At 44.5% G+C, this 14,536-nt stretch carries 15 protein-coding genes; all 15 read left to right on the top strand.

Translation table 11 applies throughout. The annotated features are described in order from the left end of the window. Positions 1-11 precede the first annotated feature (11 nt). The gene (locus BLW49_RS08375; RefSeq protein WP_076312785.1) at positions 12-353 is read left to right on the top strand and encodes a cyclic-phosphate processing receiver domain-containing protein; all 342 of its coding nucleotides are present in this window, start codon (positions 12-14) and stop codon (positions 351-353) included. A 1-nt stretch (position 354) separates the two neighbouring features. Beyond that, the gene (locus tag BLW49_RS08380) at positions 355-669 is read left to right on the top strand and encodes a thioredoxin family protein (RefSeq protein ID WP_090724050.1); all 315 of its coding nucleotides are present in this window, start codon (positions 355-357) and stop codon (positions 667-669) included. After that, on the top strand, positions 666-1,439 hold the full coding sequence (locus BLW49_RS08385) for an ABC transporter ATP-binding protein (RefSeq protein WP_090724052.1): 774 nt from the start codon (positions 666-668) through the stop codon (positions 1,437-1,439). Before BLW49_RS08380 ends, BLW49_RS08385 begins: the two co-directional genes overlap by 4 nt. A 3-nt stretch (positions 1,440-1,442) precedes the next feature. Continuing rightward, entirely contained in the window at positions 1,443-2,495 is a 1,053-nt protein-coding gene (locus BLW49_RS08390) for a 23S rRNA (cytidine(2498)-2'-O)-methyltransferase RlmM (RefSeq protein WP_090724053.1), read from the top strand. Positions 2,496-2,715: 220 nt separating this feature from the next. Then, on the top strand, positions 2,716-4,188 hold the full coding sequence (locus BLW49_RS08395) for a serine/threonine protein kinase (RefSeq protein WP_090724055.1): 1,473 nt from the start codon (positions 2,716-2,718) through the stop codon (positions 4,186-4,188). A gap of 28 nt (positions 4,189-4,216) precedes the next feature. Further along, complete coding sequence (locus tag BLW49_RS08400; protein ID WP_090724056.1) at positions 4,217-5,221, top strand: SAF domain-containing protein; 1,005 nt, start codon at positions 4,217-4,219, stop codon at positions 5,219-5,221. Beyond that, on the top strand, positions 5,218-5,925 hold the full coding sequence (locus BLW49_RS08405) for a hypothetical protein (RefSeq protein WP_076312779.1): 708 nt from the start codon (positions 5,218-5,220) through the stop codon (positions 5,923-5,925). The genes BLW49_RS08400 and BLW49_RS08405 overlap by 4 nt, the downstream gene beginning before the upstream one ends. Beyond that, positions 5,922-6,755, top strand: coding sequence for a hypothetical protein (locus tag BLW49_RS08410; protein ID WP_090724058.1), 834 nt, complete (start codon positions 5,922-5,924; stop codon positions 6,753-6,755). The genes BLW49_RS08405 and BLW49_RS08410 overlap by 4 nt, the downstream gene beginning before the upstream one ends. Next, the gene (locus BLW49_RS08415) at positions 6,756-8,579 is read left to right on the top strand and encodes an ATPase, T2SS/T4P/T4SS family (protein ID WP_076312777.1); all 1,824 of its coding nucleotides are present in this window, start codon (positions 6,756-6,758) and stop codon (positions 8,577-8,579) included. Beyond that, the gene (locus BLW49_RS08420) at positions 8,521-10,644 is read left to right on the top strand and encodes a hypothetical protein (RefSeq protein ID WP_256209665.1); all 2,124 of its coding nucleotides are present in this window, start codon (positions 8,521-8,523) and stop codon (positions 10,642-10,644) included. Before BLW49_RS08415 ends, BLW49_RS08420 begins: the two co-directional genes overlap by 59 nt. Before the next feature lie 86 nt (positions 10,645-10,730). Continuing rightward, positions 10,731-11,216 carry an ABC transporter permease gene (locus BLW49_RS08425; protein WP_076312775.1) on the top strand — a complete coding sequence of 162 codons (486 nt, stop codon included), beginning with the start codon at positions 10,731-10,733 and terminating at the stop codon, positions 11,214-11,216. Between the two features lie 91 nt (positions 11,217-11,307). Continuing rightward, a complete protein-coding gene (locus tag BLW49_RS08430) occupies positions 11,308-11,655 on the top strand; it encodes a hypothetical protein (protein ID WP_090724061.1) in 348 nt (115 codons plus the stop codon). Continuing rightward, positions 11,655-12,206, top strand: a complete 552-nt coding sequence (locus BLW49_RS08435) for a hypothetical protein (protein ID WP_090724062.1) — start codon at positions 11,655-11,657, stop codon at positions 12,204-12,206. Before BLW49_RS08430 ends, BLW49_RS08435 begins: the two co-directional genes overlap by 1 nt. Beyond that, entirely contained in the window at positions 12,193-13,182 is a 990-nt protein-coding gene (locus BLW49_RS08440; RefSeq protein ID WP_090724064.1) for a hypothetical protein, read from the top strand. Before BLW49_RS08435 ends, BLW49_RS08440 begins: the two co-directional genes overlap by 14 nt. A gap of 136 nt (positions 13,183-13,318) precedes the next feature. After that, positions 13,319-14,521: an S-layer homology domain-containing protein gene (locus tag BLW49_RS08445; RefSeq protein ID WP_090724066.1), complete on the top strand. Its 1,203-nt coding sequence runs from the start codon at positions 13,319-13,321 to the stop codon at positions 14,519-14,521. Positions 14,522-14,536: the final 15 nt, after the last annotated feature.

A 14,536-nucleotide genomic window follows, 5' to 3' on the forward strand; every position in this document is an offset into this window, starting at 1 on the left:
GAGAGCGGTTCATGAATATATTTATGGATGATTACCGGGCTTGCCCTCCAGGATTTACACTCGCACGAGATGCAGATGAATGTAAGCTGCTGCTAAATGAATATGGTGTAAGCATTTTGTCATTAGACTACGATCTGGGTTATGGCAAGCCGACAGGGCTTGAGATCGCTTCTTTTATTGTAGAACACAAGGTGTATCCCGAGAAAATATACCTGCATACCTCCAGTGACTATGGCAGAAGAGCCATGTATGAATTGCTGTATTCAAACAAGCCTGAAGATGTGGAAGTGCATAACGGTCCCATTCCTTATGAATTGCTTGAGAGCATTGCACGGACAGTGGGGCAGGATTAGCATGATTGAAGCTACTGAACAGGAAATTTTGAAGATGGCTTGGGAGGGACAAGCTTTTGCCTTGTATGTCTACACTCCCTTATGCGGTACATGTCATGCAGCTCGGCGTATGCTGGAGGTATGTGAGCACTTACTACCTTCAGGCATTCTATATGAAGCGAATATAACCCAGATTCAAAGTCTCGTGCAGCAATATCAGATCAGGAGTGTCCCTGCCGTGTTGCTGTTTAGCGGTGCAAAAGAACTCCCTAAATCGATATATCGAATGGAATCCGTAGAGCATCTGCTCTCTCAAATCAGGAGGGTAATCATATGATCGAAATGGAGCACGTCAGTCTTCGCCGGGGAGACAAGGATATATTGAAGGATGTCAACCTTGAGATGAGGAAGGGAGAGAACTGGGTCATTCTTGGTAGAAATGGCAGCGGTAAAACGACCATACTTGAGATGATCATGGGCTATATGTTTCCCTCTGAGGGCAAGGTGAAAGTACTGGATTATTTATATGGTGAATGTGATGTGCGCGAGGTACGCAAGGAGATTGGCTATATCAGTCAAACACTGATAGAAAAGCTCGCATTGAAGGATCCCGTATGGGAGGTTGTAGCCACGGGTGCTTTTGCGTTTTTACGCTTCTATCAGCATATTCCTGACGAAGTGAAGGAGCAGGCGTATGCCCGGCTGGCCGAGATTGGATTCGCTCATTTGGCGGAGCAGCCATTTGGGACATTGTCTCAAGGTGAAAGAAAAAAGGTGCTCCTGGCCCGCTCGCTCATGGCACAGCCTAAGTTGTTGATTATGGACGAGCCGTGCTCGGGTCTTGATTTATTCGAGAGAGAAAAAATGCTGTCAGCGGTTGATGAGATCGGGAAGAAAGATATTTCGGTCGTATATGTTACTCATCATATTGAAGAAATTATGCCCTTATTTACTCATATTGCGCTTATTAAGGATGGCATGGTTGCGGCCGCAGGGCCTAAGAAGGAAGTATTGACAAAAGAAACAATAATGCATACCTATGGTATTGCTGTAGAGCTGGATTGGTTCGAGGACAGACCATGGATACGGGTATGCAGTGGAGGTTAACCTATTTTGACTAATCAAGAACAATACGCAGAAGCACATTCTGCAAGATTCATTTGTACCGCAAATCATGGGTTTGCCCCGTATGCGCAAGAAGAGCTGCGAAGAGTATTTGGGAGTGTGAAAAGCTCAGTTATAGTACAGAGCGAAGTCTTCCTGGCGACCCTGCCGAGAGAGCAGGCAGCAGTTAACGAGCTGCTCACGAGGGAGCCGCTCATATTCTTAAGACATGTGTTCCCGGTTCAGTTTGAAGAGAATGTAGAGGATCAAGAGGCTTCATTTGCCCGCCTGTATCGCTATTTACTGGCACATCCTGCTCTTCAAGAAGGGACATTTGCCTTGCAAGTGCGTAAGACCGAAGAAAGCGCATGGACGGAAACCTCGGGTGCATTAAAGCAGCATATTCTTGCCGGCATTGATGAATTGCATGCAGAACATACGGTTCAAGAGGCCGACAGGGTTGTTTCTGTTTATCTTACAGGAGAACGTTTATATGCCGGTGTTTCTGCTCCTGCGGATAACTTGTCCGATTGGAATGGAGGTGCAGTTCGTTTTCAGAAGGAAGAGGGACAAATCTCAAGAGCGAAGTTCAAGCTGCTGGAGGCCGAAAAAACGCTGGGAATCCCTTTCTCGTCCTTTCATCGTGCACTCGATATCGGCGCGGCTCCGGGGGGCTGGACTTCATTCCTTCTGGAAAGAGGCCTTCATGTCACAGCGGTAGATCCGGCGAAAATGAACCCTTCCCTGCTGGACCATCCGAATCTGAAGTACCTCTCCAAGAATGCGGGTGATGTCAAATTCAGAGATAATGAATTTGATCTGCTCGTATGTGATATGAGCTGGAGTCCGAAGCTTATGGCCAAACTGGTTACAGGCTTACTGGATAGTCTTCAATCAGGAGGAACAGCGGTCGTAACGGTTAAACTTATGCATAAGAAGCCGATGGCCCTAATTCGGGAAGTCATCGAAGTATTCGAGAATTCCCGAATGCAGGTGCAGAGAGCTAAGCAGCTGTTCCATAACCGTGATGAAATCACGCTTTATATGATTAAGTACTAAGCCGCATGATCTTATATAGAGGGTCCGTCTATTATAGCCGTGATCCTCTTTTGCTATATAAAGTAAAAAAACACTTTACATATCCCTGTCTATGTCATATAATTAACCCAAAATTAACCAGTACGGAAATGGGAAAGCATCCCTATAGCAAAGGTTCAGCAGGACACTGCAGACCGCTATAGGGGCTTTCCTTTTTTTTGTGCCTGTTAGGGGGTTTTGGATGAAGCAGCCTTCCCGTTTGGAACGAGGCTCTGTCCTCGGAGGGAGATATCATGTGATTCGAAAAATTGGAACTGGCGGCATGAGCCATGTTTATCTAGCTGAGGATTTGAAGCTGCCCGGCAAGAAATGGGCTGTCAAGGAAAATGTAAGCCGTCCAGAGTTCCATGGGAGTATCGTGTCAGAAGCGGAGACCTTAATTACATTGCAGCATTCCAGACTGCCGCACATTGTAGATTTTTTTGCACCGGATGAGGAAGGATACAGTTATTTGGTCATGGACTTCATTGACGGAATAACACTCCAGGAGTACCTGCATCAGAAGAAATTTCAGATACCGGTGAATACGATAACTAGAATCATTCATCAAATTATGGAGGTGCTGGATTATTTACATGGGCTCACTCCGCCGATGATCTATCGTGATTTGAAGCCCAGTAATATTATGATCGCCCAGCATGATGAGATTCGATTGATTGATTTTGGAATCGCAAGGAAGTACAAGCTCTCTGGTAATGAAGATACCGTGAAGCTTGGTACGATCGGATTCGCAGCTCCTGAACAATTTGGTTCAGGGCAGACGGATGCAAGGAGCGATTTATACAGTCTGGGGGCATTATTTCTGTACATGTCAACCAGAGGCGCACATAGTGAATGGATCGCTGGTGTGGAGCAGCTGCTTAGGAACGATAGCGTTCGTAAATATATACCCGTTATGAGACGTCTATTAAGGTATGAACCACAGGCCCGATATCAATCGATCAAAGAGCTTAGAGAGGAAATGTACAGATTATCTGAACACTATGAGCACGGGAATGTGATTAGAGCGTCTGGCGGTATGATGCAAGGTACTCGAATTATCGCGCTCATCGGTACAGCAGCTGGAGCAGGTGTAACACACACCGCAATTGCGATAAGCCATTATTTAGCCAGACTGGGCAGCAAGGTGGCCGTAATTGAGATGTCGAAGAGGTCCGTTGCTTTTTCCAGGATTAAGGCGATTGCATACCGTGATGCTGAACTTATGCAAGCCAAGAGCTTCGATATTGAAGGAGTCCATTACGTCCAGAGGAGCAGCAAATATGAGATGGTTGAGCTGCTGGGAGGCAGCTATCAATATGTCGTCCTAGATCTGGGGAGCGAGAGGGACTATAGCCAGATGGAAGAGTTCTTCAGAAGTGATCTTCCTATAGTTGTAAATGCTGCTGCCGAATGGAAGCAGGATGACATAGCATCGTTTTTGCAATCGTATCCTAATCAGCCCAAATTAAAATGGACGTATCTGCTGCCCCTTGCCTCCAAGGAGACGGTGAACAGAATGAGAAAAAGGATAGATACACCTAGAGTATATAGTATTCCACCACATGTTGATCCTTTTGACCGTACAGAGCATATGGATGAGGTATTGCAGGAGCTGTTAGACACGATTAAACCTATTAGCAAGAGAAGAAGGTTCCTATTCAAAAAAGCATAAGAAGAGTTTAGTAAAGGAGACCCCACGAGTGTCTAAACTTCGTAAACAGAGCAAGAAAAAAATAGTTGCCGGATTAATCGGAGCGGGAGCAGCAAGTATTTTATTTAGTGGATTACTGTTGTACGACTGGAAAATGGACAAGAACACCGCAGATTCACTTGAATCGAAGCATGAACAGGAACTTCTGGAGATCAAAAAGCAGCTCGTAGCCGAACAGAAGGATAGCAGGACAGGTTATGTCATGGTACATGATATTCCGGCTGGTGCTTTAATCAAAGATACAGATGTAAGGGCCGTGAAGGTGCCGCAAGGACAAGCGCCAGTCAATTTAATAAGCGAGCTGGATGATATTGCAGGAAGTGTATCGAAGATTGAGCTCAAGGCCGGGACTTCGCTGACTGCGGCAATGCTATATGAGGAGGAGCCGACACCCGATGACTTGAGGAATCGTGAAATTTCAGTTATAGCTCGTCCCTCACTATTGAATGCAGGAGATCGGATTGATGTGCGAATTCAGTTCCCGACAGGTCAGGATTACATTGTACTATCCAAGAAGAAGGTTCACGATCTGGATGGAGCTACGATGTGGATGACTTTAACAGAAGCAGAGATACTCACCTTATCCAGTGCCATGGTAGACGCCTATCTTCACAAAGCCTCATTATATTCTCTTACATATGTAGAACCTGAACTCCAAGAACGTGCAATACCAACCTATCCGGCCAATGAGGAAGTGCTGACGCTGATTGAATCTAATCCTAATATCGTAGATCTCGCCGAGCAGGCACTTGCTACGCAGCTACGCAGTTCCTTGGAAAGGGCATTAAATGAATCTTCCTCATCCAACTACATGGTGTCAGAATCCATTGAAGATGGACTCGCTCGGGCGAATGACGACAGAACGTCGAACTGGAATAACAACATGAACGAGCAATCAGACAATGGCAATAGTCTATTAAATGCATCAAATGATGAGGAGACCCTATGGAAGGATACGAATATGGATGCGGCACCGGAAGGGGGATCTGAGTGAAAAGCTATGTATTTGCCGGGCCGAGCAACAAAACCGACTTGCTGCTAAATTTTAGCAAAATATTATCTGTCAGCGGATATCGGGTCATTCTAGTCGATGGTACTGTAGATGGGCGATATCGATATTGTATTGAGGAAGGTCATTCCACTCCAGCCGTTACAGAATATGAAGGCTTTGATGTAGCCACGGGGTATCGGCAATTTAACGAGGTTGAGCAGGCGTTACTCGAGATGAATGAAGATGTCCTCTATGACTTTATGATCTTAGACATCGAGCTTGCGGAGTTCCTGAACACGGATCAATGGTTATCTGCTACTGCAAGAGTATGGGCGACGGATTATTCACGCAAGACCCTGGAGTGTGGCAAAGCATGGATTAAAGAGCTGTGCAGTCAGCTGTCTGCAGATCGGCTTCCTCCGTTCTATAGGCTGTATTTAGACGCAGTAGATACGCACATCGAGTCTTATATCTGGGCCTACTACGAGGACAGTCCGATTGATTTTCAGGGCAGCCCGGTATCGTTCCGCTTAGATGAACTGGATACAGCGGTTCGGCTCGAGAACGAGCATCATCGAAGACGCAGCTTTAGGCATTACTCCAGACATTACAAGAAATCGCTTGCTGAATTAATGGAAATGGTGGCTGGCTTTGAGCCTGCCGAAACGAGGCGGGCAATACAAATGAGAGAGAGGAAGAGAGCATGAGCACTGTAGTATTTTGGAGTCCGGTAAACGGAAGAGGGACGTCTTCTCACCTTATTTTATCCGCACTGATGATTACTCTCACGCACCATGTTCGTGTCTTGTCCATGCATATGCAACGAGCGGGAGATAGTATAGAGGCAGCGCTGCCGGTCAGAGAGGACACCATGGACCATATGACGAACATTTTTGCAACCACTGGGTGGAACGCGCTGCTACGGCTCTATTTAAGCTGTAACCTTACGAGAGATAAATTCAGAGATTATACGGTGCCTTTGTCCAGACAGCTGGATTTACTGCCGGGAGCTAGAGTGCAGAATGGGGTAGATGTAATCGAAGAGTATTCAAAATATATGCCTTCGGTATTAAAGACGGCAAGTGAGGTGTACGATCTTGTCATGCTGGATGCCGGAAATAGAGACAGGATGGAGCGAGAAGTGTTGAAGGATGCTGATGTGGTAGTCATTAACCTGGATCAAAACTTGAGGGTGCTAGAACATTATTTTGGCGATACAGAATTAAAAAAAGACCTGGAAAACAAAAAGGTTATTGTGACAGTTGGGCAATACGACGCAGATTCCCATTGTTCCATAAACAATATGAAGCGGCGCTTTAATTACAAACATCCGGTCATTGCTGTGCCTTACTGCACTGAATTCAAGGATGCGTGGAATCGGCGGGATGTGCCTTCTTATTTGCAGCAGAACATGAATCAGGACAAGAAAAACGGTCAACGGGGTGAGCATGCTTCGAGCATTAGGGAGCTGGCCAAATGTATTATGGACAATGCAGGTTTACGTACGATCTTGAAGCAGCTGGAGAGGGGAGCATAGATGCGAGGAGAGGCTGCGGTGAATGCTCTTCTCATCTGCCTGGTTTGCATCTGTATGATATTGATCATGTTACGGATAAGAACGAGGACCAAAGCTTATTCTGGAATATCCTTAGGAGTTCATCATGAACCCAGTACGATCGAGAATTTGACGGAGTATATCAAGCAGTCGCTGCATGAACTCAGTCATAGCCAGCTTGCAGATGCAGGATTGCACGAAGAGGAATACAAACGAAAATTAAATCAGCGGGCCGAGATGAGACGCGCCCTCAAAGATTGTATCTCTGGAAGTGTCAGTGATAAGGCATTTGTCAAAAATTTAATCAAGGATTTATTGCTTCATAGCTATGGACTAAATGAGAAGAGCATTGACGAAGCAATTCCGTTTAATCACACCCTAAACTTAACCGTTCAGGATCAGTTTGAAATCGTATTTTATTTGTATAAACAACAATATGGAACAGAGGCACTTTCAAGCCTAATTGATACCTATGATTTGGCTGAACTGAGATGGGATCAGGAGGATGCTGCAGGCTATTATGCGATAACAGAGGAGGATATAAGACACATCTTCGCATGCGAGTATAGAGAGCTCCATTTTGCCGATAAGCTGAACATTGTCGTTCAACGGATCTATCAGCAATACAAGGGATTTTCTGTCGTTGACGAAATTCGTGACCAGCGAATCGATGGAGTCAGTGGAGGTGTAAGCGGGATGCTGGGTACAGATTTGTCTGCGTTTCCCCGTGATGGATTTAACAGAGATATTCCTATAACAACGGATAGTGAAGATGACATTCCTTCGAAATCCATAGAGAGTGTCTGGATATTTTACAAAGGCAAGTCCATCCATCTTTCCTTTTTGTCTTTTGGAACAGAGCGGGAGCTGAGAAGAGTCTGCCAAAATATTTATAAATATAATCATCCCGGACAGTTGTCGGAATCAAAAGGCTACAAAGTAAACGAGATGAAGGACGGCTCAAGGGTGGTCGTGGTTCGTCCTCCGTTCTCCGAGTCCTGGGCATTCTTTGTTCGTAAGTTTGATCTGCAGAATACAGCTCTATCTAAATTAATTATTGGTGAGAATGCAGGGCCGGTCATTGAATTCATCGAGTATCTCATGAAGGGCAGCCGTATTACCGCCGTTACGGGAGCACAGGGATCAGGTAAAACAACACTATTAATGGCGATGATCAAGCATATCTATCCTTATCATACGCTTCGGGTACAGGAAATGGCCTTTGAATTGCATCTAAGGAAGCTATACAGCAGGCGTAACATATTAACATTCCGGGAAACAGATCATATCTCAGGACAAGAAGGTCTGGATCTACAGAAGAAGACCGATGGAACGGTCAATATTCTTGGTGAAGTCGCAAGCGACGAGGTAGCCGCATGGATGATACAGATGTCACAGGTTGCCAGCTTGTTTACGGTCTTTACGCATCATGCCAAGACATTTCCGGATCTTATCTTCTCCTTAAGAAATTCGCTCCTAAAGGCGGGAATGTTCAGCCAGGAGTCTATAGCCGAGGAACAGGTAGCAAGTGTAATCAATTTTGATATTCATCTGAGAAAGGACGCAGACGGCAGAAGGTATATCGAACGGATCACAGAATGTGTGCTGGTTCCAGGCCATTTGAGATCAGGGCATCCCGCTTTTACATATAGAAATATTGTTGAGTATAGGGCAGGGAGATACTACATCGCTTCTGAGATATCTGAGGCCAACAGAGTAGAAATGCTATCGCATATGAACAAGGAAGATGCCGAGTCGTTTGAACGCTGGCTTCTGGCACATCGGGGTGAAGCTCATGTCTCTTAAAGAATGGCTGCTGATTCTCTTGTTTATCTCTCTGGCCGCATTTATAGCTGTAATCGGATTGATATCTCGCGTCAAGCGTCAGCAAGAGCAGCGAGTAGGAGCGGTTCCATACAATTCCAATGCAATAAGTACATCTGCGCAGCTAGCGGCATTCCTTCATGTTTTTTTTATGAGATCTTATTTGGTAGGAATCAAGATTCCTGTGCTGTCGGGTTACATCTTGCTGGTGAGGAAAAAATTAAGCTATCAGCAGGGGATGAGCGAGTACTCGCTCCGATGTCAGACGATGAAGCTTACATGGTCCATCTGGATTTCTTTTCTCACCGCAGGAGGCATCCTGTTCTCCCTACAGCCAGGGATCAGCTTCCTTATACTGTCCTGTCTTGTTGGAGTGATCATTAACAGCCTATTCCTGGATATGACGGTAGCAAGGCAAGAGAGGAAGCTATTGTCTGAAATGATTGAATTGTTCGCCGATGTACGTCACAGGTACCATCAGCACGGTATGGTGGAAGAAGCGCTGTATGAAGCTGCGGAGTTCGCTAATGGGGAGGCTGCCCGGCATGCAATGCATATTTATGCGGCCTTAACCTCTGTTAACCCGGATGAAGCACTTGAGCGATATTATGAGACAGCTCCCAATCGCTTCCTGAAAGCCTTTGCCGGAATCTCCTATATGGTCATGGAATTCGGTGATCAGCATCCGGATCAGAGCTCCATATATTTAACAGGGATCAGCAGCCTGACTCAAGAGATCCATCTTGAAATACTGCGGCTGGATAAGCTTGATTATCTATTAAAAGGACTGAATTTGATCAGTCTCATTCCGGTCTTCTTTACGAAGCCGATCGAGAGCTGGGCCAGAAGCAGCTTTCCGACCATGAATGAATTTTATGACAGCAAGATGGGGTTCATCATTCTATTATCCATCTACGTCATCATTATTGGTTGTTATCTCATGCTTCAGCAGCTGCAGCGTAATCAGGAGACGACATTTCGGATTACTAAGCAAAAAAGAATCCTTGAAAAAAAGATTTATCGCTGGAAATGGATACAACCATTCGTTTCAAGCTTTGTGCCCCAGCCAGGTACCAAACGATATCATTCAATGGTCAAGCTGCTCCGTGATACGAATACGCATTTGAAAGTGGAGTGGTTTGTGGTAAGGCGGCTTCTATGTGCCAGTATTTGCTTTTTCGTCGCATTTGGAAGTGTGCTGTACTTGCATTATGTTGAGAAGCAGCACATTCTGACGAAGCCGGTGACCCAGACGACAATCTTTGGAAAGCTGCCTGATGATGAGCTCGAGGAAGCACGCGCATGGAGTGAGCTGGACGAGAAGGTAATGCGTGATCTGAATATGAATGCTCACAGCTCTTATGAAGAAGTTGAACGATCACTCCTTGCGGTATCTGCAAAGTCGCCGGATCAAGAAACAGTGCTTGCGTCCGTACCCCGAATTATGGACAAGCTCCAAGCTTGGAATGATGAATTCCTTAAGTGGTGGGAGCTGGCTCTCTGCTTCGGAATCGGGTATGTAGGGTTTCAACTACCGTTATTGCTGCTATACATGCAGCGTAAAGTTCGGAGTATGGATATGAAGCATGAAATTTATCAATATCAGACAGTGATTTCTATATTAAGAGAGATGGACCGAATGTCAGTTGAGGAAATTTTGGAATGGCTGAACCGTTTTGCTGTCATTTTCAAAACACCGCTTCAAAAATGTCTGCTTCATTTCGAACAGGGACCAGAAGCAGCACTGGAGCTGCTTAAAGAAGAAGTGACATTGCCTGAATTTCAAAGAATGATAGATAAGCTTATGCTGTCTCTTGGTGCAATTACGATCAAGGAAGCCTTTGATGATCTGGAAGGGCAGATGTCGTTTTATTTCGAACAGCGAAGGCAGGAGTATGCCCAAATGATTGACAAGAAAGCGGAATGGGGAAAAATGATCGGATTCACGCCGATGTACTCTCTAATCTTCCTTTATCTAGTTATTCCGCTGATTACGGTGAGCTTCGCACAAATGAATATCTATTATGAGCAAATACAGAAGCTTTGAGCCAGACTCTCGTGAAACCAATCATAATTTTTAAATGAGTTATAAAATGCATTCCTAATATATCAAATTATATCGGAGGTATAACCATGCAAAATGCATCATCTGCTCTTAAAGTAGCTGCAGGTATTTTTCTTACTATTGCGCTGATCACGATCGTCGTTATTTTATTTATTTCCGCTCAGGAGGCAACGAAGACAGCACAGAACAATTTTGCCGATATTCAGACCGAGCTGTCACAGGCTGCTTTTACTGTGTATGACGGAACAACAATCAGTGGATCCCAAGTGACGAATGCGCTACGAAAATTTGCAGGTAAAGATCAGTTCGGGATTTATATCAAAACAGGCAAGAATCCAGAAGGTCAGTGGTACGGATACCCGTTGAATACCAGCTCCGACACGAATAATGGATATGGGGAAGTCATTAATCCGGAAGGCGGTACTAGTGGAGTCCTGAACGATACGTTGAATGAGCGTTTGAACGAATACGTTAATCCTAGCGGCAGATTTAAAGCAACCGTGGTAAAGGACAACTCCAACGTAGTGAGAGGTTTACTATTTGTACAATCCTAAGCAGCTGCATTAATAGTGAGAGCAAGTAATGAGAGCTGATTAATTCTGGAAAGAGAGAAGGGGTTGTGATCTGGGAGAACACACTAGATCCATGCTGCTTATCGCTGTAGCTGTAACGACCTGGGTTTGCGCATGTTTATTAGCTGTATCTCTAGTATCTGCGATGGAAACTGCATCATCTGCAAGACATATCCATCAATCAGAACAGGATGGCCGTATACGGACCATCCTTGGAGAAGCAGTAAGACCTACGGTCAGCAGTGCTTATGTACGCAGCATGATAGAGTTTCCACAGGAGGACATTATCATATATGTTGACGGAAGCATAGCGGCTGACAACATTGAACTTCAAGCCGGAGCTGAATACAGCGTGGAATATATAAGAGGACCCGCTCGCGAGCTCAAGCAAATTCATTATCGAAAGGCGGCAGATGCTTAGTGACGAACAGTGTATCCAAAATACTTGCAGCTCTGCTTGCCGTCCTGCTCCTCTATGTGTACCCGGCAGTTGAAGCTGCTGGAAGGCAGGATGATCTATCCCGGCTGACGACATATAACACTGTGACTAAGTTTGTAGATGCGGTGCGGACGAAAGGGTATATTACACCGACTATGTACGAGCAGTTCCAAGAAGAATTGGCACTTACCGGTAACACGTTTGACGTTAAACTTGAGCATATGCACAAGAAGTATGTCCCTGAATATACAGACCCGATGAATCAAGCGACGTTTACAGGAAAGTTCGAAGCCGTGCTGGATGGTTATTACGATGAACAGATCATGGGGGTTTTGTTTCCGGATAATGAAATGTCCAGAGATGATCAAGCCCGAGTATACAAGCTTACTGCAGGAGATTTTTTTCGTGTAACTTGTATGAATACCAACAAAACTCCAGCTGATCTATTCAAGGAATGGTTACTGCTCGATCAGGGAAATGGAAGCTCGATTCATGTGAACTACGGAGGAATGGTCATTAATGAGGATTACTGATTATGCCATCCTCTTCGTCCTCATCTTCTTTCCTGTATTCTGGTTCTATAGCATGGACATGAAGGATGAAGCCGAGGCTGTAAGGCTTGAGCAGCAGTATACGCAGGCTGTTCAAACAGCGGTTCAGGACGCAAGCAGTGTGATGAATTTGAATGAAGATCCTCTGCTCGAAACAAGCTATGCCTCGTCCAAATTTACAAGGGTAGATAAGGATCTTCTGCTGGATACCTTTATGCATACGATCTCCATTAACTTTGGTTTGGATGAAGATCGATCGGCTCAGTTAGCTTTTATGACATACCTGCCCGCACTTCTAGTCATTGACTATGATGGCTATTACATCTATCAGAGTACTCCCTATACGAATCAGGAAGGCCGGAATGCAGAAGAGCATCTATGGACTGAGAAAAAAATGTACATCTATGCGGATGAGCTGGGGAATACGGTCCGATTTACTTTGGATGATTATGTATATGCATATGAGCACAGGACGGGTCAATGGGTGGAAGGGTATTTGGATGAAATACGATCTCTTACCCGTATCCCACTCCTACAAGATGCTGATACTTTTGATCAAGTAAGAAGACAAACGATTGTTAGTGAGATTCAGGATGATCTCGCGTACGCTATCCACGTTCATAATGAGAAAGCCTTGCGTAATGGCTATGCCTATCAATTTACTCTTCCAGTAATTCCACAGGAGGAATGGTACAACACCATTGATGATGTGGGAGTGATGGCATTCATCCAAGGCATTCCGGTTGGAGCCGGATACTATAACAATTATGCATTTTCGGGAGGCAGGCTCGTGAAGACAACGCCTGTTGTAGGTGGAATTGATGCAGAGACAGGGATTAAATACTATTACCCAAGCACCTGTAATCTTGCATTTGTGCCGATGGAACGTTTTACAACATCTAAGGAAGCGGCAGCTGCGGGCTATTTTGAATATGGATGCATCAATAATGCACATTGATAGACAAGTAGAAAAATGGATTTTTTTATAAAATATGTATAGTGATTTTCCGATAAAATACTAGAATTATAGCTAATTTTAATTAGTAGGCAGCTGGAGCAAGAAAACAACTATACATAACAGGAGTGATAGGAAAATGAAAAAACAGATGAGCTCAATATTAGCAGGAGCCCTTATATCCGTTAGCATTCTAGGGAGCTCACTGCCTGTCAGTGCAGCTAACAGTAAGTTTAGGGATGTTCCTTCTACTCATTGGGCCAATCAATCCATTTCCACTGCAGTGGAGAAAGGATATTTCAAAGGCTATTCAGATGGAACTTTTCGTCCTAAAGCCAATATTACACGTGCTGAGTTTGCAGCGTTAATTGCAAGAGTTGCTGATTATGAAGCGGTTCAGGGTACTGCTGGTTTTTCAGACATGAGAGGTCACTGGGCAGAATCCGCGGTAAATGCAGCGGTAGGTATGGGTTTCATCAAGGCGACAGACTATCCTAACGGATTTCAACCCGGAAAAGCCTTGACCAGGGAAGAAATGGCAAAATGGCTGAGCTCTGGACTTGCAGCAAATGATGCCGAGTATAAGCAGGCTTGGTCAGATACCAAAACTACCGTTCTTCCAGTGAAAGAATATTTCCAAGGTAAGATCAGTCAGACGAAGGCTCCATTTATTGCGATTGTGATGGGGACAGGCCTAATGAAAGGTTACACGGATGGGACCTTTGGACTTACCCAAACGACAACCAGGGCGGAAGTCTCCGCCATTGTCCTTCGATTGGAGAGCGTGCTTAGCAAATCCGCAAATTCGTTTGCAGATTTAACAGAGCTGCGCGCCGTAGGTACGGAAAAATCGAATTTGGAATTAGTAACTCCGTTTACTTTTACAAAAAGAACTTTTGCAGATATCTCTGGTAAGAAGTTTACTTTCCGAAATGGAGCTGGTAGCTTAGTGTTCCATAGAGCTATAGCAGTCAATACCAATGCTAAACAAAGCATCTTTTCAGACATCTTTGTGTCAGAAAATGACGAGTCTTTTCTTAATACATTTAACGGAAAATTATATCCTCTGCATATGCAAATTACGATTTATCCTAAAGCAAGTAATTTTAGTTCTAGTCATTATAGTAATTCAGGAGCTAAGTTATTGAATGGTACTACAATAGCAAATGAATTGCCGGACAAGTATGGCTATGAAACATTACCAAACAACGAAACAGCTAAATATTTTGCAAATAAGAAAGAGGGAACCACATTTTGGGTTAGAAGTTACTTATCAAAAGAAGCTCTTTTCGATGTAGTAATGGATGATGGGACTTTTGTTAGATTAGTAAATAAAAAATAAATCGTGAGGATGCAA

Origin of the sequence: Paenibacillus sp. PDC88, assembly GCF_900106725.1 — a bacterium.
Taxonomy (GTDB): Bacteria; Bacillota; Bacilli; order Paenibacillales; family Paenibacillaceae; genus Paenibacillus; species Paenibacillus shunpengii.